We start from the raw sequence: 22101 nt of genomic DNA on the forward strand, positions 1-22101 counted from the left end.
AGTTGACCTCTCGGTATATTTCATCTATAATGAAAGCAGAGGCTGACCTGTCAACATCCAAACAGCGGGAAGGAGGGAAGACCATGAAACGAATCACCAGCACAATCCTGGCGTTCCTGCTGGCAGCGGCGCTGCCTGTTCTGTCCCTGGCCACAGAGGCCAAGCCTACGCCCACCACCTCGCCGGGCCCGGGCATACGGCCCGAAAACCGGCAGACTGTCCACGCGCCGTGTATCGAATGGTGCGCCCGGCAGCAGCTGGTTGAGAACGTTTCAGAGCAGTTTGACCCTTTTACTCCTGTGACCCATGCGGAGGTGGCCGAAGCGCTTTACCGGCTTAACCGGGGTCCCCAGGCGTCCCTCGCCGGCCTGTGCCAGGGACTGGACCGCGCTCATGCTCTTTGGTCTGGAGAACCAGAACGGCCCATTACCCGCCAGGAGCTGGCCAGAACTCTCCACCGCTGGCGGGGAGAGCCGGAGCCAGTGGAGGAGGAGGTCTGGCGCATGACAGTGGACCAGCTGGACGACGAGGCAGATATCGCCCCCTACGCCAGAAAAGGGGTGGACTGGGCAATGTCTACCCACATACTCCCTTATTACTATTTCAGCGACGGCCAGGAGCACGACTACTTTCTTCCTCAGGGCGCAGTCACTCAAAATGACTTGGCCCAGGTGTTGTACCTGCTGTACCTGCTGGATGGTCCTCCCTGTCCCCTGGACCCGGAAGCGGTGGATTTTGTCATCCTGCGCGAGGGAGGTCTGAACCAGGAAGGCCGGCGGATTGAGGACCCGGAGGAGATTCGCCGCTTTTTGGAGCTTCTGAACGGGTTCCGGGCGGAGTCTGCCCGGCTCGTGCCTGCGGCTATTGGCTGCGCCACGCACAGCGGCTTTGTCATCTTCCCGAAAGCGAAGCCCAGGGAGAATATCAGCGATGTGGAGAAAAACGCGCTGCTTTTTAGCAGCCCTGAGCCCGGCGTCCTTTGTTTTGCGCTACGCTGGGATATAGGCGTGAATATAGAGTTTACTGCCCCGCTGCCCAGCCCTTTCCCAGAGGACGAGTTCGCCCGGTGGATATACGGACTCCCCGGAGAGGCGAACTAAGACAACTGAATAAAATGGCAGACGAAAAGGCCCTCCCAACCGGGAGGGCCCTTTTTCTCTGTGATTCTCAGAAGGTCTCGTAATTATGGGCGTCCTTAAGCACCATGTCCTTAACCTTCATCAGCCGGATCTGGGTAGAGCGCTCGTTCTCGTCCAGCTTCATGGAGATATACTTGATGTTGGCCTGAAGCTCGGGAATCATTACATGCTCCAAAGCGTTAACCCGGCGGCGGGTCTTTTCAATCTCTACCGCCATCAGCTGGCAGGCCTTTTCAATCTCAGCCAGCTTCAGCATGTCCGGGAAGACGTCCGAAAGAGACTGCACCGCACCGTCCAGGTCGCTGGATGTAAAGGCAAAGCCGTAGGAGAAAATATCGTTCTTATCCGGGCTGCGGGTCTTGAAGTCGAAGGTGGGGATGTTGACGCTCATCACGTTCTCCACCCCGCTCTCTACCGAGACCCTCTGCTTGGGAGCCAGCATGGCGGTGTTCAGCACCTGGTCCTGCATCCCGGCCCGGGCCAGCAAAAAGTTTTTGTTGGCGGCGGCAATGCCCTCCTCCACATGCTCCCGCAGGGCCTTGTTCTCCCGGACCTTTTCCAGGAACTGGCGCATCAGCTCATCCCGCTTATCCTTCAGCAGCTTGTGGCCCCGGGTGGCAGTGACCAGCTTTTTCTTCAGCCGGGTCAGCTCCATACGGGTGGGGGTTATCTGTTTGCTTGCCAAGGTGCATCACACCTTTCCGTAATACTGATCCAGGAACTTATCGTTAATACGCTTCAGCTCAGAACGGGGCAGAATGGACAGCAGCTTCCAGCCAATGTCCAGGGTGTCCTCAATGTCCCGATTGGCGCTGTAGCCCTGAGAGACATACTCGTTCTCAAAGGCGTCGGCAAACTTGGCGTACAGCTTGTCGATCTCCGTCAAGGCGGCCTCGCCCAGCACCACCATCAGTTCCTTGGCCTCCTTGCCACGGGCATAGGCGGCAAACAGCTGGTTCATGGTAGCGGCGTGGTCAGACCGGGTACGGCCCTCGCCAATGCCCTTGTCCTTCAAACGGCTCAGAGAGGGCAGCACGTCAATGGGCGGGGTGACATTCTTCCGGTACAGCTCCTGGCTCAGAATAATCTGGCCCTCGGTGATGTAGCCGGTCAGGTCGGGAATGGGGTGGGTCTTGTCGCCCTCAGGCATGGTGAGAATGGGAATCATGGTGATAGAACCGTTCTTCCCCTTCTGACGGCCCGCCCGCTCATACAGAGTGGCCAGGTCGGTATACATGTAGCCGGGGTATCCACGACGGCCGGGCACCTCCTTACGGGCGGCGGAGACCTCACGCAGAGCGTCGGCGTAGTTGGTGATGTCGGTAAGGATGACCAGCACATGCATGTTCTTCTCAAAGGCCAGATACTCCGCAGCGGTCAAAGCCATCTTGGGGGTGGCAATACGCTCGACAGCGGGGTCGTTGGCCAGGTTGACAAACATGACGGTACGGTCGATAGCCCCGGTCTCCCGGAAGCTCTGTACAAAGAAGTTGGACTCCTCGAAGGTGATGCCCATAGCGGCGAACACCACCACGAAGGGGTCGTTGGTGCCCCGCACCTTGGCCTGACGGGCAATCTGAGCCGCCAGCTGAGCATGAGGCAGGCCAGAGGCAGAGAAGATGGGCAGCTTCTGGCCGCGCACCAGGGTGTTCAGGCCGTCAATGGCAGAAACGCCGGTCTGAATGAACTCCTGGGGATAGTTACGGGCAGCGGGGTTCATGGGCAAGCCGTTCACGTCTACCCGGCGGTCGGGCAGAATCTCCGGGCCGTTGTCAATGGGGCGGCCCAGGCCGTCGAACACCCGGCCCAGCATGTCCTCGCTCACTCCCAGCTCCATGCTGTGGCCCAAAAAGCGCACCTTAGAGTTGGAGAGGTTGATGCCGGTAGAGTTCTCGAACAGCTGCACCAGGGCATTGCCCTCGTTAATCTCCAGCACCTTGCAGCGGCGGCGCTCGCCGTTTGCCAGCTCTATCTCGGCCAGCTCGTCATAGGCAACGTTCTCCACGTCCCGCACCAGCATCAGAGGGCCCGCCACTTCCTGGATAGTTCTGTATTCCTTTGGCATTAGAACTCCTCCTTTGTCTGCTTGGCGTCATTCAGTTCCTTGTCCAGCTGTGCCATAACCTGCCCGAAGGCCTCCTTCACCTTGTCCGGCTCAGTGTACTTGAAGCGGCCGATCTGCTCGCGCACAGGCAGGTCAATGAGCTTCTGAATGTCCACGCCGTCGTTCAGGGCGGCAAGGGCCTTCTCATAGTAGCCGGTAATCAGCAGCATCATGTCGTGCTGCTTCTCCAAAGAGGTGTAGGTGTCGATCTCGTCAAAGGAGTTCTGGTGCAAAAAGTCCTCGCGGATGGAACGGGCTGCTTCCAGCTTCAGCCGCTCGGGGGCGCTCAGGGCGTCCATACCCACCAGCTGCACAATCTCCTGCAGCTCGGCTTCGTCCTGCAGCAGACCCATCAGCTCAGTACGCTGCGCGATCCAATCCTCGGCTACATTCTGGTTGAACCAGTCTGCCACATCATCCATGTACTGGGAGTAGCTGGTCAGCCAGTTGATGGCCGGGAAGTGACGCTGCTGCGCCAGGGCGGAATCCAGGCCCCAGAACACCTTGACAATACGCAGGGTGGCCTGAACAACAGGGTCGGAGTTGTCGCCGCCGGAAGGGGAAACCGCGCCGATCACGGACAGAGAGCCCTCGCGGTCGCCAGAGCACAGCGCCTTGACAGAACCGGCACGCTCGTAGAACTGAGCGATACGGCTGCCCAGGTATGCCGGGTAGCCCTCCTCGCCGGGCATCTCCTCCAACCGGCCGGACATCTCGCGCAGGGCCTCGGCCCAGCGGGAGGTGGAGTCGGCCATCAGGGCCACCGAGTAGCCCATGTCGCGGAAGTATTCGGCAATGGTGATGCCGGAGTAGACCGAAGCCTCCCGGGCCGCCACAGGCATGTCGGAGGTGTTGGCGATCAGAACGGTGCGCTCCATCAGGGACTTGCCGGTTTTAGGGTCCACCAGCTCGGGGAACTCGTTCAGAACGTCGGTCATCTCGTTGCCCCGCTCGCCACAGCCAATGTAGACCACAATGTCCACTTCAGCCCACTTGGCCAGCTGGTGCTGAATGACGGTTTTGCCGCTGCCAAAGGGGCCCGGCACAGCCGCCACGCCGCCCCTGGCAATGGGGAACATGGTGTCTACCACCCGCTGGCCGGTGACCAGCGGCATGTTGGGGGACATTTTCTGCTTATAGGGGCGGCCCTGACGGACAGGCCACTTCTGCATCAGGCCCACCGGCTTGGGGCCCTCCTTGGTCTCAACAGTGGCCACGGTGTCGGTCACCTTATATTTTCCCGCTTTGATCTCCGTCAGCTTGCCGGAGATTCCGGGGGGCACCATAATTTTGTGCGAGACCGCAGCGGTCTCCTGAACAGTGCCGATGATATCGCCGCCGGTCACTTCGTCGCCGGCCTTGGCGGTGGGCACAAAGTCCCACTCCAAATCCCTCTTCAAAGAGGGGACCTCCACGCCGCGCTGCAGGTTGTTGCCGGAGATCTTCATGATGTCGTCCAGCGGGCGCTGGATGCCATCATAAATGCTGCGGATCAGGCCGGGCCCAAGCTCTACGCTCAAGGGCGCGCCAGTGGATTCCACCGGTTCGCCGGGCGCCAGGCCAGAGGTCTCCTCGTAGACCTGAATGGAGGCTTCGTCGCCGTGAATCTCGATGATCTCGCCGATGAGGCGGCGCTCACTGACGCGCACCACGTCGAACATGTTGGCGTCGCGCATGCCCTTGGCGATAACGAGAGGTCCGGCTATTTTTTTGATGGTACCATTGCTCATGTTTACCAATCACCCGTTTCTCGTTTGATACGTTTTATAGTCGAATCGCGGTCATTTCCAGCAGAAAATGTCAAGGGAAAAGCTTTACAGCCCATAACGGCAGGACTGCCAAGGCGAGCTTCCATAGCCTGCGGAAGCCTCCCCGACACGGAGAACAACCGCCCCAACGTCAGTTGCCGTTGAAAATAATGTCGGACCCCACCGCCTGCTCTACCGAACGCTTGACCATGCGGATGCCCAGGCCCGTGTTGCCGTGGACCCCTGGAATGGTAATGACGGCGGGCAGCAGGCTCTCCCGGCAGCGGTCCAGCTCCTGAGGGATCTCTTCGGCCAGGGCCTCGGTGATGTAAATCACCGCGTAGTCCTGCTCTGAGAGGCGGCGCAGGGTTTTGGCGCCTTCCTCGCCGGTGCTTACCGGAAAGACCTCCAGCCCCAGGGCCGCAAAGCCATAGATGCTGTCACGGTCGCCCAAAACGGCTATTTTATACATACATTTCCCTCAGTCTTTCCCGGACCATTCCGTCGTCCAGCTCGTTGAGCTTGCCGGAGAGGATGATCCGCACGGTGCTGATCTCGTTGCGCCGGGCGATGACATAGGCGAACAAGGGGCCAACGGTAAAGGGGTTTATCTTCTGGTCCTTCACCAGGTCCATCACCCGGTCGTCGCACCACTTCTCAAAGGCCGAGTAGGACTCCTTCAGCCGCTCCGCCGCCTCCCCATAGGGGGTCGCCGACAGATAGGCGTACAGGTCCTCCAGGCTTTTGCAGGCAGCGGCAGCCAGGCTGTCCGCGTCCAGGGTGCCGCAGGGGGCCAGGGCGGCCTCCAAAAAGGCCCGGTTCTTGCCGGTTTTGCAGGCGCGCACCGCCACCTTAATGTTGCTGACCGCACAGGTGAGCTCCGCATAGTCCCGCAGAATGTCCGACTTGCTTTCCCGTCCGCAGGCCAGCACAGCCTCCAAGCAGGCGCGGTCCAGAATGACATCGCACAGCTGGCCGTCCTCGGTCTGCAAAAGGGTATGATAGGCGTTGTCCGCCGCCTGGGCCATGGCCTCGGGCAGAGAGGAGAAATCACCCTCCCGCACACAGCGCAGCATCAGCTCAGGCTCCACGGCGCCCCCGGGCAGAAATACCTGGTGGGGCTCCACGCCAGTGACCACCGCTTTCACGGCAGCCTTAAGATTGTTATAATCGGTGGGGAAAAGGAGCACCTGGAAGGGGGTCAGGTCATCCGTCAGCTCGTGGATGAAGGCCCAGGTCTTCTCCTCCTCCGCAGCCAGCACCTCCTCGGGGGTCACGTCTCCAGCCGCGGCCCAGCCCTTGTCGCTGAGCACCCGCAGGCACTCCTCCACCTTGTGGCAGGCCATCAGCTGGTCCACGTCCTGGCGGCTCAAAAGCCCCAGCTCCCGGGAGCGCACCCGCGCCACCGCGTAGATGTATTCTTCAGTCATAAGCAGCATGCTTCCTTTCTCCGGGCGGGGTCAGGCCACCGGGAACAGCAGCTTGCCGGCCGCGTCCCGAAGCTGGTCCGAAGCGTCCTCGAAGATGGCCCGGAAGGTGCAGTTGATGTCGACACCGCCATAGACCAGCAGAAAGCCGTTCTCAATATTCTGGGGCTTGGGGGAGATGGTGACCTCCGCCCCGGGCACGGCCTTGCGCATACGGGCCAAAAAGTCGTCGGGCAGGCGGTCCACATCCTTTTTATTCAGGAACATCTCTCCCCGGCCCTCCTGGGCATGGCGCTTGTAAAGGGTGAGCAGGGCGTCGAAATACTCCTTGTCCGGGGCGTTCTCCAAAGACTCCCGGGCCGCGTCCACAGCCTCGCGGATAAGCTCCTGCTTGAAAAGCAGCATCTGGTTGCGCTGCTCCAGCTCCGCGGCAGACTGGGCCCGGTCGCGGATATCCTGGGCCCGGCGCTCGCCGTCCTTCAAAACCGTGCGGACCTTCTCGCCGCCCTGGGTTTTGGCGGCTTCGGCAATGTCGCCGGCCTTTTTCTGCGCCTGGGCAAGGATCTCACCGGCCTCCTTCTGGCCGTCGCCGGCGATCTGGCTGATAATGGAATCCAATCCGGTCATGGGTCTTGCCTCCTCTCCTGTTTTTTACGACCCTCTTTTTTTTAAATGGACAGGCTGCCAATGCTGGTGATGGAGAGGATGGAGATGAGCAGGGCCAGAACCGCGTAGGTCTCAACCATGGCGGGGAAAATCATGGACTTACCGAACTGGTCGGGCTTTTTGGCAACCAGGCTGATGGAAGAAACCGCAGCCTTGGCCTGCCACTTGGCAGAAACCATGCCCACAATAGCCATGGGCAGGCAGGCGGCCAGATACAGCAGGCCCTTGGCGAGGCTGATGTCAGAGCTGCCGCCCAGCACGCCGATCTGGGTGAGGGTGACGAAGCCGATGAGCAGGCCGTAAATGCCCTGGGTGCCGGGGAGCAGCTGCAGAATCAGAACCTTACCGAACTTGGAGGGGTCCTCGGTGACCACGCCGGCAGCGGCCTGGCCGGTCATGCCAACGCCGATAGCGGAACCAATGCCGCCCATAAGAGCGGCCAGCACAGCGCCCAGCAGGGCGAAAACGATGCCCATAGTTGTCCAATCAAACATTTCTTATTCCTCCGTAATCTTAAAATGTTTTGTTTTGGCGGCAAAGGGCTCAAATTTGCGCCCGCCGCCCTCATAAAATTTGCCGAAGAACTCGACATACTGCAAACGGTTGGTATGTACATAAGCGCCCAGCAAATTGATGAGCAGGTTGAGAACATGGCCGATGACAAACACCAGAATAAACAGCACCACGCCCACAGGGCCGCCCCCGGCCATGGTGCCCAGCATGTTGAACACCTGGGCGATAACGCCTGTGGCAAGGCCCAAGGCCAGCAGCCGGGAGTAGGACAGAATGTCCGACAGCCAGCTGGACACGCCGTAGAGCCCATAAAGGCCCTTCAAAAAGCGCTTGACGCCCCGGCTCTCACGGCCGCTGGTGGCAATAATGCCCACCGCGCCCACGCCTGCCAGCGCCAGAGCAATGTTGGTGACAATGGAGGGGATGCTCAGGTGCAGGCTCATCATGTCCTGGAACATGCTGGTGGAAATAAGAGCAATGATCAGCCCCCCTACCAGCATATACCAGAAGCCGCTGTCATACAGGGCGTCCAGATATTTTCCCCGGCGGCACAGCTGGTAAATCTGCATGGCAAGCCCCGCGAACAGATGGATGATGCCCAAAAGGAAGCTGAACAGCATCAGCCGCATGGGCTCCTCAAGGGGCGCGAACCACAGGGGCGGGGTCAGGCTGGGCATATCAGCCCCATAGCCAAAGAAGGTGCGGGCAATCACATCCACCGCGTCGCCGAAGTAGCTGCCGAACAGCACACCCCAGAACATGGTGGACAGTCCGCAGAAGAAGAACATCCGCATGGTTTTGCGCAGGCCTTCCTCTATGTTTTTGAATTTCAAAAGCACAATGCCCGTGCCCAGGGCGATCAAAAACCCATAGGCCGCATCAGAGAGCATCATGCCGAACAGAACATAGTAGAACACGCACATAACCTTCGAGGGGTCTACCTCCCACTTGCCGGGCAGACTGTAGCCCTCAATGACCCCCTCCACCGGCGCGCCGAAAAAGCCGTTCTGCAGCCGGATGGGCAGGTCTTCCTTCTCACTGGGGGTCTCAACCTCTACAAAGGCGTTATACTTTTCCTCCAACTCCCGCTGAAGGGCCGGAGCCCGGCGGGCCTCCACATAGCCGGTCAGCCAGAACACATGAGGGCTCTGCCAAAGCTCTCCCAGCACCTCATATTTGTCCGCCCGCATGGTGAAGTAGTCGGCGGTGAACAGCAGGGCCTGCCGCTTGCCGGCATAAGAAACGATCTCCTTCTCGCTGGCGGCAATGTCCTCCCGGGCGGTCTGAATACGGTTCTTCAGCTCCTGCACCCGCTCAGGGGGGGCGGTTTTGGAGGGCGCTGCCGGGTAGGTAAAGCCCATGCCCCGCAGAGCGGCCTCCAGCTTGATGCCCACCCGGGCCAGGCAAACCACAAAGGCGCAGGTCTGCTGGGGCTGGGTGCTGACGACCTCTACCTCCACAGCCTCCACCTCAGGCGCGGCCTGGGCCAGGCGGGTCTTGATCTCCCCTGCGGTAAGCTCCTCAGGGAAGGTGCCGATGAACACGCTGGACGACTGGGTGCCAATGGTGCGCATAGAGATATCCAGGCCCATCCAGGGCTTCAGGGCGTCGATCTGGGCCTCCAGCCGGGCAATCTCCGCCTGCTGGTCGGCAATGCGTTTGCCCAGGGCGCTCAGGCGCTGGGCGGTTTTGGTCAGCTCGGGGGCGGCGGCCGCCGTCTCCTCATACTGATGGGCATTGATGCCCGTGCGCCCCTCCAGCATAGCCAGCATGGACTTCTGAGGGGGAGCGTAGCTGTCCAGCACCTCCACGGCGCTGGTGATCAGCTGTGCGTTTTTCTCGAACGTCTGCCGCGCGGAAGCGGTGTCCGTTTTGGAGAAGGGGCCCATGCCGTCCTCCTGGCCCGCGTCCTCCGGGGTGTTGACCTCCACAACGGCTTTCCGCTGCAGCATTTCCAAAATCCTTTTGCGGTTGTTCTTCAGCGCGTACACATGGATGCGCTTCATTTCCACTACCGCCATCTGCATCGAACCTCCTTGTGTCAGGTAGTCTCACCCAAAACGATCCTGCGGATCTCTTCCACGACCTTGCCGCGGTTTTCCTGGGCGCCGCGGCGCAGGCTTTCCTGCTGCGAGAGCGTCTGCTCTCTGACCTGGCTGCGCAGCTTTTCCGCGTCGGCGCGGGCAACGCCGCACAGCACGTCGGCCTTTTTCCGGGCCTCCTTCACGGCGGCCTGAATCGCCTTTTCGCCCTGAGCCTGGGCGTCCTCAGTCAGCCGCTGGGCCTCGGCCTTTGCGTCCAGCACTGCCTGACGCGCCTTGGACTCGGCCTCGCTGATGGCCTGCATGGTCTCTTTCGCCAAACTTTCTCACCTCCTGTAGCCAGCCTGAAAGGGGCCGAGTGAAAGCCCCCGTCTAAGCCAGCCATGATGCTTGCCCGGCACGGGTAGCATAAGAAAACTGCCGGACGCCGCTGTATGGGCAGGCCGGATGAGGGGGCCGCCAAAGACGGTCCTCAAAAGCCGGCTCAAGCCTGCAAGCTTGCGACAGGAATATTATACCCCCTTTAGCACTAAAAGTCAAAACCTAAATCAGCTGAAAACAGGAAAAAATATCTGCCCCGGCCAAAAACCCAGAAACGCCGTCTCTATTGCGGAATACCCCGCCGCTTCCCCGCCAGAAGGCCCCGCTCCCATTTCCATTTTTTCCAGAAATTTCTCCTGCCCCAGGACTTGCCCACTATAACAGAAAACCGCCCGGGGCCAAAGGCCCGGAGCGGTAATTTCTATGCGAAGCGGTATGGGTTTATTCTTCAGAGCCGGCCTCAGAGCTCTCGTCCTGGCTCTCCTCCTGGCTGCTCTCCTGAGAGCTGGCGTCCGTGTCCTCGCTGCTGGTGGAGGAGGTGCCGTTGGAGCCCATGGTGTCGGCCACCACAGTGGTGCGCACCGCGCCAATGGCCTTCTGGTTCACTTCCACGCCCAGGCTCTTGCCCTGCTCCATGGTGTAGTCCAGGAACTCCTGGGCCTTCATGGTGCGCAGCAGGGTGTTTGTGCGGTCCTCGTCGTCCAGCAAGGCCTTAAAGTCCTCGTTGATGTCCAGCTTCTGTACCAGATACAGCCGGGAGGTGGCGTCTACCACCGCGGCCCCATCGTTCTTCAGGGGGAATATCGCATCCTTGAACAGGTCGCTCATAGAGTCGTTGGACACAGCCAGCGGCTCACCGGTGGTGGGCTCGGCTCCGTTGTGGGAGTTCTTATAATTGTCCATGGCCTGGTCAAAGCTAATGCTGCCCTTGGTCACCTCCTGGGCCCAGTCCTCCAGCATCTGCTTTTCGGTGAGCTTCTCGTCCTCATCCATGTCCACTGTGTTGCCCTCATCGTCAGTTTTGGTGAGGGGGATGGAGAAATACTGATAGTAGGTGTAGCCGTCCAGATAATACTGCTTCATCTCATCCTCGCCAAGCGCCAGCTCGCCGCCCTCGCCATACATGGCAGACAGCAGCTTGGAGAGCTTCTGGTTGTAGACAGAGTAGGCCTTCTCAAAAGAGCTCTCCGCTATGCCCATGGACTCGAAGGGGGTCTTGTAGTAGCTCCACATGGTGCTGGTGGCGGACTGGATGGCGTCCTGGTCCTCCTCAGAGAGGGTGAGGCCCAGCTCGTCAAACTTCCGGGTGACAAAGTAGTAGGAGCGCAGATAGTCCAGGGCCCGGTCCTCCACCCAGCTCTCGGCGCTCTGGCCGTCAATCTGGGACTTGAACACCTCGCTGCCGCTGTCCACCTTGGCAGCCCCGTCGGTGTAGGCGGAGGTGAGATAATAGATGTACCCGCCGATGGGCATGGTATCATCCCCCATTTTAGCGGCCCAGGTCTTGTCCTCGCTGTAGCAGCCGGCCAGCCCCGCGCACATGGCCAGCGCCATAACCCCGGCGGCAGCCCGCTTGAACATGCTTTTCATGGTCATCATGCCTTTCATATTATTGGTATATTTTTTAGCGGCTGAAAAACGCGCTTCTCTATTATAACGCAAAAGTGCCCGCTTGTCTACCTGTTTTGCGTTTTTTTGCGGGAGTGCTCTTTCACGGCCTCTCCCCCGCCGCAGCCAGCCCTTTTGCCGCGCAGACTCCCTTCGGCAAAACACAGCCTGGCCGGGACCGATCTTCCCCTCCAGGTCCATGCCGCCTTTCTGTTCTATGACGCCTACAGCCCCGCGCCCATAGTCCCGCTGATCTCCTTAAGTGACCAAAGTAACAATGGACCGGCCTCCGGCGGCTCAGGAGCTTTACCCCTAGCCACCTTGAAAAGGAGGACGAACCTTTTCAAACCGCTCGCCAGAGCCTTGCTTACACGCTTAATATTGGGGGGCGCTCCTCTTACAAACTTCAGGCTTGCATTTTCCCCATAAAAATGCTACAATAAATCCCATTCCAGGCGGGCGGGTCCTTCCCTCCCGCTCTGTTGCCGTCCCCGCAGAAAGGAGCTCTCTCATGTTCTTCTCAAAACAAACGTCCCCCGGTCCGGTAGAATTCATCATCGCCGGGCTGGGCAACCCTGGCCGCGAGTACGAGGGCACCCGCCACAACGCAGGCTTTCTGGCCGTGGACCGGCTGGCCGATAGGCTGGGGGCCCAGGTGGCCCGCGTCCGGTTCAAGGGGGTCACAGGCGCCGCCTCTCTGGGGGGCCGCTCTGTGCTGCTGCTCAAGCCCGGCACCTTTATGAACCTGAGCGGCCAGTCCGTCCGGGAGGCCATGGCCTTTTACAAGGTGCCCCCGAAAAAGACCCTGATCATCTTTGACGACATCAATCTCCCCCCCGGCCGCCTCCGGGTGCGGCGTAAGGGCAGCGACGGAGGCCACAACGGGATGAAAAACATCATCTACCTCACCGGCTCCGACCAGTTCCCCCGTATCAAACTGGGCGTGGGCCAAAAGCCCCACCCGGACTACGATCTGGCGGACTGGGTGCTGTCCAGGTTCAGCCAGGGGGACTTAAAGGAGCTGGACCAGGCCCTGGACCATGCCTGCGCTGCCGCAGAGCTCATTGTCCGCGGAGACATTGACCGGGCCATGAACCAATATAATTGACCGACGCGCCGTCAAAAAAGCGGATAGCCTTTGCGATCCGCCGTTTGTGCTGCCATGTGCCTGTAAACCCGCCCGGCTTCATGGATATCTCTAAGCGAGCTTCCGGAGGCGGCTGCTCTCCGGGGTCCACTTTTTGGCTCACTTGCCCTCCCCGCGTCCATCAGCCGCTCGTGCTACCGACCGCTGCCACATACCATTCAGGCAGCACCACACAAAGATGGCGCCTGTGCTGCGCAGTTCATTTTGCGTCAGGACACACAGATGAAGTCCGGCAATCAGACTATTATCATCTTGCAGTCCGACAAGCGAAAGCCGGTACGCCATCGCAAAAGCTATAAAAGGCCCCCCGGCGAACTGTGTGCAAAGAGCGAGGCCCCCAGCAAGGGCCGCTCCCACCGAACAGACAGGCGCGGCACCAAGCAGCTGGATTTTACCCCATTTCAGCCCAAAATCTACCCTTTCCCGCATATTTTGAACGCCTTTCGTCTGTAATCCCGTTTATGTGAGGTCAACATGAAATCCATCTTCTCCGCCCTCTCCCGCTCCCCCGAGTACCGGGAGCTGTCTCAAGCCCTGAAAAACGCCGGGACCCCTGCCGTGGTCGCCGGCGTCTCTGGCGTGCACAAATGCGTGCTCACCGCCGCTCTTTCCAGAGAGTCCGGCCGCAAGGCCCTGATCATCGCCGCCAACGAGGCCGAGAGCCAACGCTTCTGCGAGGACCTGGCCGCGCTGGGCCTGCGCCCTGCCCAGTACCCCATGCGGGACCTGAGCTTTCGGGACGCGGCTGTGTCCTCCCGGGAGTATGAGCGGCTGCGGCTGGAGGCCCTCACCAAGCTGCTGGGGGGCCAGTGCGACTGCATTGTTGCCTGTATTGACGCGGCCCTGCAGTTCACCATTGGCCCCCAGGACCTGAAGCGCCGGTTATTTACCTTGGAGGCCGGGCAGGCTATGGCCATCGACAGTCTGCTGGGGGCGTTGGTCAGCTGCGGCTACACCCGGGAGGACCAAATCGAGGGCCCTGGCCAGTTCAGCCGCCGGGGAGGCATTGTAGACTTCTTCTCCCCCAGCGCCGCCCAGCCGGTACGGGTGGAGTTCTGGGGGGACGAGATCGACTCCATCAGCAGCTTCGACCCGGCCACCCAGCGGCGCACCGACCCTCTGGACGCTGTCACCCTGGCCCCCTGTGTAGAGATCATTCCAGAGAACCTCCCCGGGCTGGTAAAGAAAATAGAGGCTCTGGGCAAGGCCCTGCGGGGCAAGCGGGCCCCTAAGGCCCGGGAGGTGCTGGCCGCCGAGGCCCAGAAGCTCCAGGACGGGCTGCACATTGGCTCCATGGACAAATTCATCCCCCTGGTCTATGAAAAGCCCGCCACCCTGTTCGACTATTTCCCGGCAGAGGACGGGCTGCTGGTGTTCTCTGAGGGCGCCAAACTGAAGGAGCGGGTGCGCACCGCTTTGGCCCAGTGGAGCCAGGACCTGGCCTCATACCTGGAGGAGGGCCTGCTGTGCAAGGGGCTGGACTGCTACAGCGAGACCTGGGAGTATGCCCTCAGCCAGTCGGAGCGGGTCCCCGGCGTCTATATGGACGTGTTCGCCCGGGGCACCTATGAGGTCCCCACCAAAACCCTGGTGAATCTCACTGTCCGGCAATTTCCCGCCTGGGGGGGCGGGGTGCAGCTTTTAGAGGACGACCTCTCCGCCCTGGTGCACCAGGGGCGGGCCTGTGTGGTACTCTCAGGCACCGAGCGGGCGGGGCGTCCCCTGGCCGACGACCTGAAAAGCGCCGGTCTGCCCGCCGCCTATGTGCCCGACCCCTCCACCGCTCAAAAGGGCACGGTTACAGTCACAGAGGGCTCTCTGTCCGCAGGCTTTGACTGGCCCAGCGCGGGCTTTGCCCTCATCACCCGGGGGCGGCTGGTGCAGCAGAAGCCCCGCAAGTCCAAAAAGGACAAGAACGCCAAGGAGATTTCCAGCCTGTCCGAGCTCTCTCCCGGGGACTATGTGGTGCACATCAGCCACGGCATCGGGGTGTTCGACGGCATTCACAAGCTGGAAATGAACGGGGTCACAAAGGATTATATCAAGGTGCGCTACGCCAAAAACGACACCCTGTATGTGCCTGTCACCCAGCTGGACCTGGTGTCCAAATACATCGGCCCCCGGGAGGACTCCGGCGTGCACCTGAGCCGCCTGGGCGGGGCCGACTGGCAGCAGAAAAAGCAGAAGGTCCGGGCAGCGGTAAAGGACATTGCCAAGGAGCTCATCCAGCTCTACGCCCAGCGGATGCAGCAGGAGGGCTACCCCTTTCCGGAGGATGGGGAGTGGCAGCGGGACTTTGAGGCCCGGTTTGAGTTTGACGAGACCGACGACCAGCTGCGCTGCATCAGCGAGATCAAGGACGACATGGAGCGTCCTGTGCCCATGGACCGGCTGCTGTGTGGAGACGTGGGCTTTGGCAAAACTGAGGTGGCCCTGCGGGCCGCCTTCAAGTGTGTGACAGGGGGCAAGCAGTGCGCCATTCTGGTGCCCACCACGATTCTGGCGTGGCAGCATTTTCAAACCATTATGAAAAGGATGGAGGGCTTCCCCATTGATATCGAGCTGCTGTCCCGCTTCCGTACGCCCAAGCAGCAGGAGGCCATTCTCCGCAAGGTGAAGCGGGGGGGCGTGGACATCATTGTAGGCACCCACCGTCTGGTGTCCAAGGACGTGCGCTTCAAGGACCTGGGGCTGGTGATCATCGACGAGGAGCAGCGCTTTGGCGTGGCCCAGAAAGAGCGGCTGAAAACCCTGTGCAGCAAGGCAGACGTGCTCACCCTTTCCGCCACCCCCATCCCCCGCACCCTGAACATGGCCCTCTCCGGCATCCGGGACATGTCTGTAATTGAGGAGGCCCCCCAGGACCGCCACCCGGTGCAGACCTATGTGATGGAGCACGACAAGGGGGTCGTCTATGACGCCATCCGCCGGGAGCTGCGCCGGGGCGGGCAGGTGTACTACCTGCACAACGACACCGCCTCCATCTCCCGCACCGCCGCCCAGCTGCAGCACGACATTCCCGAGGCCCGGGTGGGCTTTGGGCATGGGAAAATGGAGGAGGAGGAGCTCAGCGAGGTGTGGCGGCAGCTGCTGGACCACGAGATCGACATTTTGGTGTGCACCACCATCATCGAGACCGGCGTGGACGTGCCCAGCGCCAACACCCTGATTATCGAAAACGCCGACCGCATGGGCCTCAGCCAGCTGCACCAGCTCCGAGGCCGGGTGGGCCGCAGCAACCGCCGGGCCTACGCCTACCTTACCTACACCCCCAACAAGTCCCTGCAGGAGATTGCCCAGAAGCGGCTCTCCGCTATCCGGGAGTTCACCGAGTTCGGCTCCGGCTTCAAAATCGCCATGCGGGACCTGGAAATCAGGGGCGCGGGCAATGTGCTGGGGGGCGAGCAGCACGGCCACATGGAGGCCGTGGGCTACGACATGTATGTGAGGCTTCTCAACGAGGCGGTCAGCCTGATGAAGGGCGAGCCCTTGAAAAAGGCCGCCGACGAGAGCTGTCTGGTGGATATGCAGGTGGAGGCCCACATTCCCGAGAGCTATATCGACAGCGTCAACCTGCGCCTGGAGGTATACCGCCGCATTGCCCAGGTACAGGACGAGGCCGACGCTCTGGATGTAATGGATGAGCTGATCGACCGGTTTGGTGAACCGCCGGAGGCGGTCAGGGGGCTGATCGACATTGCCCTTCTCCGCAACACTGCCGGCGAACTGGGGGTCAGCGAGGTCAAGCAGCAGGGGGACAGCCTGCTGCTCTATATGGCCGAGCTGGACACGGAGCAGGTGGGGGCCCTGGTAAAGCGCATGAACGGCCGGGTAATGCTCAGCGCCGGGAGCCGCCCCTATCTCAGCGTCAGGCTCCACGGCCAGTCCCCCCTGAAGGCCCTGGAAGAAATTTTGAGCTGCATGACAGCAGAGTCCGGTCCAACCGCCGCCAAACGCTGACATTCCAGACAACGCAAAAAAAGGGCCTGCCGTCCAACTGCTGGACGGCAGGCCTCTGCATTCAAATAGGTATACCCTATGAGGCCTGCGTACAGAGGCCGACGCTTCTGTCCACGGCTCTTGTTTCATGGACTTATGCCTGCCTCTCACTCAACCAGAATTGTTCTTTCGGCGCTCCCAAAACCTGTCGCGGGCAAAGCTAACCGCTCCCCACCAGTCTCAGATTTCTAACATTCATAGAAGAAGCCTGCCGCCCAGCAGTTGGGCGACAGGCTTCAAAAGTCAAATGTTCAGGCATACCCTACGGGCCTGTGCGCAGAGGCCGACGCTTCTGTCCACAGGCCCTTATTGTATGTACTTGTGCCCGCGTCTCACTCGGTGGTAATCACTATCTCTGCGCTCTCGCAGCCCGGGGCGGTGAACCTGGCCCGAACCTCCCCTGTAACGTCCAGGCTGCGGACCACGGCCATGACCCGGCCGTCCCAGGTGGAGCAGACCGGGGACTGATAGCTGCCCTCGGTACTGGGGGCGGCCGAGCCAAAGCCCAGCAGAACCCCCGGCCCCTCTACCTCCACAGCGACCTCCTTTTGCTCCCAGCGGTTCCAGTTTCCGGCAGCGTCGGTCAGGTCGGCGGTGATAAACGCCAAGCCCTGCCCTCCGGCGGAAATCGTCTCCCGGTCCGCTGTCAGCCGCAGGGCAGCGGCAGGGCCGGCGGTGGTCAGGGTGTCCCGGCCCACCTCCACGCCATTCTCATAGGCTATGGCAGTGAGCTGGCCCGGCTGGTATTCCACCTGGAACAGAGTGGTAAGGCGTTCCAGCTCCCCGGCCTTTTTGCGGCCCAGAGACTGCCCGTTCAAAAGCAGCTCCACCTCGCCGCACCGGGCCAGCACCCGCACCCACACCGGCTTGCCCTCATACCCCGGGAAGGTCCAGGAGGCCAGACAGTCTGCGTATTTCCAGCCGTTATAGTCAAAGGACATGCCATGCCGGTCCGCCCGCTCCACTGCCAGACAGGGCCCCTTGCCCAGGCCAAAGGCCAGCTCCCGCAAAAAGCTCACGGGCCTGCGGCTGGCGTTCAGGTCAATGTCTCCGCAGTAGGCCAGCCGGTCCGGCCAGCCCCCCTGAATCCTGGTGAACTCGCTGTTATAATGGGGAATGCCGATACCGGCCTCTCCCAGATAGTCATAGCCGGTCCAGGTGAAGTCGCCGATCACATGGTGGCAGCGTTCCACAATCTCCCACAGCCGGGCGATTTCCGGCGGATAGGTCTCGCTGCCCACCACCACCCGATCCGGGTGGTTCTGATGCTCCAGCTCGTGCCGGGCCGTCAGATAATTGTACCCCACCACGTCCACAGCAGAGGCAGCGGGCTCCACCCGGTCTGTCAGAATGTCCATCACCGAGAAGGCGTCCATATCCTGCTGGCCCGCGCTGCCCATCAGCTGGTTCAGCTCCTCGGCCCCGGCGCTCTCCGCCTGGGGCTCTGCCGGCGGCTCGTGCTTCATCATCTCGCCAATGTCCGGCACGTCCGCCACAGCCAAAAGGCCGTTGAGCCCAAAGGTGCTGTACCGGGTGGGGTCCTGCCTGCGCAGCTCCTCCGCGATGCGCTGGTTCAGCTCCCAGCCGGAGACCCGGCCAATCTCAGGAATCTCATTGCCGGTGCTGTACATTACCACACAGGGGTGGTTGTAGTCCTTGTCCACCATCTGTTCCAGCGCCGCCTCCCAGCTGTTCTGAAAGTCCAGCCCAAAGTCGCCGGTGTTCATGGGCACGTTCCACATGTCCGACAGCTCGTCCATCACCAGAATGCCCACCTCGTCGCAGGCCTTCAGCAATGCGGGCCCTGCCGGGTGATGGGCGCTGCGGATGGCGTTGAAGCCCGCCGCTTTCAGGTTCCTCATGCGGAAGCGTTCCGCGTCCAGAAAGCTGGCCGCGCCGATCACGCCGTTGTCGTGGTGGATGCAGGCCCCCCGCAGCTTGGTCTCCACTCCGTTGACCCGCAACCCCTGCCGGGCGTCCAGAGCCAGGGTGCGGATGCCGGCGCGGTCCTCCCACTGGTCCACAATGGCGCTGCCGTCCCGCAGGGTCAGCCGGCAGGTGTAAAGGGCCGGGGCCTCCGGCGACCAGAGGACAGGGGCGTCCAGGGTGAGCTGGGTGTGCCAGCGGTTCTCCCCCTCCCTGGCCACAGCCGTCTGCAAAACCGTCTCCGCCGCCAGCCTGCCGTCCGGGTCAAAGAGCTTGGCCTCCAGAGTAAGACGCTGGGGCTGAAGCCGGTTGTGGGCCAGCTTTCCCTCCAGGCGCAGCACCGCATAGCCCTCCTCCAAAGAGACTGTAGTGACCCGCTGCTTCCCCGGCACAAACCAGGTTTTGCCCCCTTGCAGCAGCCACACGTCCCGGTAAATGCCCGACCCGGGATACCACCGGGAGGAACGCTCGTCGTTAAGGGCCAGCACCTTCAGGGTGTTCTCCCGCCCATATTGCAGGTAAGGGTCCAGGCAGACCGTAAAGCCGGTGTAGCCGTAGGCGTTCCCCCCGATGAAATGACCGTTGAGGTACACCATCGCCCGGCGCATAACGCCCTCAAATTCTACCATGACGGTCTCCTGCTCCCATTCCGCAGGGGCCGGGAAGGTCTTGAGATAGGTATAGCATTTTGCGGGGTAAAAGCCGTACTGGGTGCCGCTGGGGCTGCCAGGGTCCCGTTCCTCCTCAATCATGGCGTCGTGGGGCAGGGTGACAGGCCGGGCCTCGTTACTGGGGGCAAAGATGGCGTCAAAGGGGCCCTCCATGCCGCTGCGAATGGTCCAACCGTAGTTGAATTGTGTTTTTCTCATAATTCCCTCCCGAAATGTGGTAATAATTTAAAGATATCATACCACAAACAAAAGAGATTTGCAACCAGAGATCCGCCTAGGGCGTGTTCACATAAGCTGAACACGCCCTAGGAAAGCCTCACTCCGGGTATACCTCCTCTGTCCAACAGAGATAGGTGACGCTGGCCTGAACCGTGCCTTTGGGCGCCGGGGTTAAGAACAGCACAGCCCTGCCGCAGCTCCCGTTTGCTGTGAAGGCCTTCTCTACCGCCGTAAGCTTTGCCTCTCCATCCTCCATGTCAACGCCGCCAAGCTCATAGTCCAGCGTTCCCGCGCCATACCAGCGCAGGTCTGCGGCCAGCAGGTCGTAGTCCTCAAACAACGCCTGGTCGATCTCCAAGGGAGCCGCCTGCTTCACCTTCTGGAACTCCTCCGCCCCGTTCTGGCGGTCCATCATGTACTGGCTGTACTCCGAATAGCTGGTAAGAATCGTGTACTGATCCTCATTTTCCAGGACCGGCCAACCGTTGTCCTCACCCGGCTTATGGTAGTCGTACAGGAATTTCTGCCGGGGGGTCTCCTTGTCCACTGGGAAGACAGCCTTTTCGTACAGACGGACATACCACCTAGTGGCCTCGTAGCGGAGGATATGATCCATAGGCTCCTCCACATAGACAGAGCTGAAAATGTCATACCCGGAGATAGCGTTCATATGGGGCATAGCCCAGCCGGGGAACCAGTACCAGTCCGCGGAGCCACCCGGGGCGGGGACCGGGTCATACAGGCTCTCCCGGTCGATCAGTTGGAGATAGCGGTGGAACATGACCACCAGCTCCGCATAGGTGACCGGCCGGCCAGGGAGAAACCTCCCGTCCCCTGTACCGGAGGCCAGGCCGCTCTCATAGGCCCAGCTCACATATTCCGCGCACCAGCTGGATGCCGGCACGTCGGCAAAGGGGGTCTGGGGGGTAGCGGCCACCGGCTCGCCGGTAATGGCCTCATGAACCCGGGCCAGGGCCGTCACAGCCTCCGCCCGGGTGAGCGCCCGCTGTGCCCCAAAGGTGGTGGCCGACGTGCCGGAAAAGACGCCCAGCTTCAAAGCCTCTTCCAGGTAGGGATAGAACCAGGACCAGTTGGGAATGTCAGTAAAAGGCATATCCTGGGTGGGCGGGTAGAATTCCTCCTGAGCCAAGGCGTTCTGACCAAGACCGCCCAGGGCAAGGCACAGGGCCAAAGCAAAGGCCAGCAGACGGCTCACAGTTTTTTTCATGTTGACAGCTCCTTTCCAAGATACCGGTTTCAGAGGCAGGACAGCAAGCAGCCACACGCCGCGCCGCCATCTTCCTATTAAATATCTGTGTTTTCAGTATACACGAAATTCACCGGCATGTCAACTAAAGTCCTTGGGCAATCCCACCTAATTTCATTTTTCTCTTGCACTCAGAGCCGGTTTCTAGTAAAATATATAGGATTAAGGACTGTTCTGGCAAACCCGCAACGAATGGAAAGGATGGATGGCACATGGAGCACAAGGAAAACACCCCGGCCACAGCCTGGCTGGTGCTGGAAAACGGCAGAACCTTTCAGGGCCGGCGCTTTGGCGCCCGGGGCGAGCGGATGGCCGAGGTGGTTTTTACCACCGGCATGAGCGGCTATCTTGAGACCCTCTCAGACCCCAGCTTTTGGGGGCAGATCGTGGTGCAGACCTTCCCGCTGATTGGCAATTACGGCGTGATCCCCGCTGACTTTGAGAGCGACATGGTGGGCCCTGGGGGCTATATTGTAAAGCATTGGTGCCAAGCGCCTTCCAATTTCCGTTCGGAAGGCAGTCTTGACGCCTTTTTTCAAGACCGGGGCTTGGTGGCCCTGGAGGGCATCGACACCCGCACAGTCACCAAGATCATCCGGGAAAAGGGCGTGATGAACGGGGTGATCACCGACGACCCCGCCTCGGTGGACCTGGCGGCCCTTTCCGCCTACAGGGCCCAGGGCGCGGTGCGGGCTGTGTCCACCAAAGAAAAATATGTGGTAGGCCCCGAGAACCCCAAAAAGCGGCTGGCTCTTATGGACTACGGCCTGAAAAAGAACATCTGGCGGGAGCTGACAGACCGGGGCGCCCAGGTGACCGTGTGCCCTTGCACCACTACCGCAGAGGAGATCGCCGCCATGAACGTGGACGGCGTTATGCTCTCCAACGGCCCCGGCGACCCGGCGGAGAACACGGAGCTTATTGCCAACCTGAAGGAGATTGCCGGGCTGAAAAAGCCCATGTTCGGCATCTGCCTGGGGCACCAGTTGATGGCTCTGGCCCATGGGGCCAGAACCCAAAAGCTGAAATATGGCCACCGGGGGGAGAACCAGCCGGTCAAGGATTTGGAGACCGGCCGGGTGTATATCACCTCCCAGAACCACGGCTATGCAGTGGTGGGCGACAGTATGGACCCCGCCGTGGGCCAGGAGCGGTATGTCAACGTGAACGACGGCACCTGCGAGGGCCTGCGCTACACCAGCCTGCCCGCCTTTACCACCCAGTTCCATCCCGAGGCCTGCGGCGGGCCCCTGGACACAGAGTTTCTGTTCGACGAGTTTTTCGCCCTGTTGGGGGACTAGCCC

The 22101-nt window shown here is 60.9% G+C and carries 16 protein-coding genes; 4 read left to right on the forward strand and 12 right to left on the reverse strand.

The annotated features are described in order from the left end of the window. Positions 1–83 precede the first annotated feature (83 nt). Entirely contained in the window at positions 84–1100 is a 1017-nt protein-coding gene (locus ACTO5E_RS00980) for a hypothetical protein (protein WP_482300782.1), read from the forward strand. A gap of 67 nt (positions 1101–1167) precedes the next feature. On the opposite strand, the gene ACTO5E_RS00985 is transcribed toward ACTO5E_RS00980, so the two are convergent. The 10 genes from ACTO5E_RS00985 to ACTO5E_RS01030 all read right to left on the reverse strand — a co-directional run bounded on the left by ACTO5E_RS00985 (position 1168) and on the right by ACTO5E_RS01030 (position 11550). Then, positions 1168–1824: a V-type ATP synthase subunit D gene (locus ACTO5E_RS00985; protein ID WP_482300783.1), complete on the reverse strand. Its 657-nt coding sequence runs from the start codon at positions 1822–1824 to the stop codon at positions 1168–1170. Positions 1825–1830: 6 nt separating this feature from the next. Continuing rightward, entirely contained in the window at positions 1831–3204 is a 1374-nt protein-coding gene (locus tag ACTO5E_RS00990; RefSeq protein ID WP_482300784.1) for a V-type ATP synthase subunit B, read from the reverse strand. After that, positions 3204–4973 (reverse strand): V-type ATP synthase subunit A, encoded by a 1770-nt coding sequence (locus tag ACTO5E_RS00995; RefSeq protein ID WP_482300785.1) that lies wholly within the window; start codon positions 4971–4973, stop codon positions 3204–3206. The genes ACTO5E_RS00990 and ACTO5E_RS00995 overlap by 1 nt, the downstream gene beginning before the upstream one ends. 169 nt (positions 4974–5142) lie before the next feature. Further along, positions 5143–5463 carry a V-type ATP synthase subunit F gene (locus ACTO5E_RS01000; protein ID WP_482300786.1) on the reverse strand — a complete coding sequence of 107 codons (321 nt, stop codon included), beginning with the start codon at positions 5461–5463 and terminating at the stop codon, positions 5143–5145. Then, the gene (locus ACTO5E_RS01005) at positions 5456–6421 is read right to left on the reverse strand and encodes a V-type ATPase subunit (protein ID WP_482300787.1); all 966 of its coding nucleotides are present in this window, start codon (positions 6419–6421) and stop codon (positions 5456–5458) included. The genes ACTO5E_RS01000 and ACTO5E_RS01005 overlap by 8 nt, the downstream gene beginning before the upstream one ends. 30 nt (positions 6422–6451) lie before the next feature. Further along, positions 6452–7045 (reverse strand): V-type ATP synthase subunit E, encoded by a 594-nt coding sequence (locus ACTO5E_RS01010; protein WP_482300788.1) that lies wholly within the window; start codon positions 7043–7045, stop codon positions 6452–6454. 41 nt (positions 7046–7086) lie between these two features. Further along, complete coding sequence (locus ACTO5E_RS01015; RefSeq protein ID WP_482300789.1) at positions 7087–7578, reverse strand: V-type ATP synthase subunit K; 492 nt, start codon at positions 7576–7578, stop codon at positions 7087–7089. Positions 7579–7581: 3 nt separating this feature from the next. Then, positions 7582–9618 carry a V-type ATP synthase subunit I gene (locus ACTO5E_RS01020; RefSeq protein WP_482300790.1) on the reverse strand — a complete coding sequence of 679 codons (2037 nt, stop codon included), beginning with the start codon at positions 9616–9618 and terminating at the stop codon, positions 7582–7584. Positions 9619–9638: 20 nt separating this feature from the next. After that, complete coding sequence (locus tag ACTO5E_RS01025) at positions 9639–9959, reverse strand: hypothetical protein (RefSeq protein ID WP_482300792.1); 321 nt, start codon at positions 9957–9959, stop codon at positions 9639–9641. A 442-nt stretch (positions 9960–10401) separates the two neighbouring features. After that, positions 10402–11550 (reverse strand): hypothetical protein, encoded by a 1149-nt coding sequence (locus tag ACTO5E_RS01030; RefSeq protein WP_482300794.1) that lies wholly within the window; start codon positions 11548–11550, stop codon positions 10402–10404. A 529-nt stretch (positions 11551–12079) separates the two neighbouring features. On the opposite strand from ACTO5E_RS01030, the gene pth reads away from it, so the two are divergent. Together pth and mfd are read left to right on the forward strand one after the other, a co-directional pair. Then, the gene (gene pth / locus ACTO5E_RS01035) at positions 12080–12676 is read left to right on the forward strand and encodes an aminoacyl-tRNA hydrolase (RefSeq protein ID WP_482300796.1); all 597 of its coding nucleotides are present in this window, start codon (positions 12080–12082) and stop codon (positions 12674–12676) included. A gap of 513 nt (positions 12677–13189) precedes the next feature. Beyond that, on the forward strand, positions 13190–16675 hold the full coding sequence (gene mfd / locus ACTO5E_RS01040) for a transcription-repair coupling factor (RefSeq protein ID WP_482300798.1): 3486 nt from the start codon (positions 13190–13192) through the stop codon (positions 16673–16675). Between the two features lie 371 nt (positions 16676–17046). Here the strand turns inward: mfd and ACTO5E_RS01045 are convergent, their stop codons facing one another. Next, positions 17047–19509 carry a DUF4982 domain-containing protein gene (locus ACTO5E_RS01045; RefSeq protein ID WP_482300800.1) on the reverse strand — a complete coding sequence of 821 codons (2463 nt, stop codon included), beginning with the start codon at positions 19507–19509 and terminating at the stop codon, positions 17047–17049. Between the two features lie 118 nt (positions 19510–19627). Next, on the reverse strand, positions 19628–20758 hold the full coding sequence (locus tag ACTO5E_RS01050) for an S-layer homology domain-containing protein (RefSeq protein WP_482300801.1): 1131 nt from the start codon (positions 20756–20758) through the stop codon (positions 19628–19630). A 251-nt stretch (positions 20759–21009) separates the two neighbouring features. Between ACTO5E_RS01050 and ACTO5E_RS01055 the strand changes: the two genes are divergently transcribed. Further along, complete coding sequence (locus tag ACTO5E_RS01055) at positions 21010–22098, forward strand: carbamoyl phosphate synthase small subunit (protein ID WP_482300803.1); 1089 nt, start codon at positions 21010–21012, stop codon at positions 22096–22098. The last annotated feature ends 3 nt before the right edge of the window (positions 22099–22101 follow it).

The sequence above is a fragment of the Acutalibacter sp. genome (assembly GCF_056800975.1).

What these genes read in the sequence shown, in the direction of transcription:
- ACTO5E_RS01020 (WP_482300790.1), bottom strand. Translation starts at nt 9,618, where the DNA reads ATGGCGGTAGTGGAAATGAAGCGCATCCATGTGTACGCGCTGAAGAAC.
- ACTO5E_RS01030 (WP_482300794.1), bottom strand. Translation starts at nt 11,550, where the DNA reads ATGAAAAGCATGTTCAAGCGGGCTGCCGCCGGGGTTATGGCGCTGGCC.
- ACTO5E_RS00990 (WP_482300784.1), bottom strand. Translation starts at nt 3,204, where the DNA reads ATGCCAAAGGAATACAGAACTATCCAGGAAGTGGCGGGCCCTCTGATG.
- ACTO5E_RS01010 (WP_482300788.1), bottom strand. Translation starts at nt 7,045, where the DNA reads ATGACCGGATTGGATTCCATTATCAGCCAGATCGCCGGCGACGGCCAG.
- ACTO5E_RS00995 (WP_482300785.1), bottom strand. Translation starts at nt 4,973, where the DNA reads ATGAGCAATGGTACCATCAAAAAAATAGCCGGACCTCTCGTTATCGCC.
- ACTO5E_RS01055 (WP_482300803.1), top strand. Translation starts at nt 21,010, where the DNA reads ATGGAGCACAAGGAAAACACCCCGGCCACAGCCTGGCTGGTGCTGGAA.
- mfd (WP_482300798.1), top strand. Translation starts at nt 13,190, where the DNA reads ATGAAATCCATCTTCTCCGCCCTCTCCCGCTCCCCCGAGTACCGGGAG.
- ACTO5E_RS00980 (WP_482300782.1), top strand. Translation starts at nt 84, where the DNA reads ATGAAACGAATCACCAGCACAATCCTGGCGTTCCTGCTGGCAGCGGCG.
- ACTO5E_RS01005 (WP_482300787.1), bottom strand. Translation starts at nt 6,421, where the DNA reads ATGACTGAAGAATACATCTACGCGGTGGCGCGGGTGCGCTCCCGGGAG.
- ACTO5E_RS01000 (WP_482300786.1), bottom strand. Translation starts at nt 5,463, where the DNA reads ATGTATAAAATAGCCGTTTTGGGCGACCGTGACAGCATCTATGGCTTT.
- ACTO5E_RS01045 (WP_482300800.1), bottom strand. Translation starts at nt 19,509, where the DNA reads ATGAGAAAAACACAATTCAACTACGGTTGGACCATTCGCAGCGGCATG.
- pth (WP_482300796.1), top strand. Translation starts at nt 12,080, where the DNA reads ATGTTCTTCTCAAAACAAACGTCCCCCGGTCCGGTAGAATTCATCATC.
- ACTO5E_RS01015 (WP_482300789.1), bottom strand. Translation starts at nt 7,578, where the DNA reads ATGTTTGATTGGACAACTATGGGCATCGTTTTCGCCCTGCTGGGCGCT.
- ACTO5E_RS01050 (WP_482300801.1), bottom strand. Translation starts at nt 20,758, where the DNA reads ATGAAAAAAACTGTGAGCCGTCTGCTGGCCTTTGCTTTGGCCCTGTGC.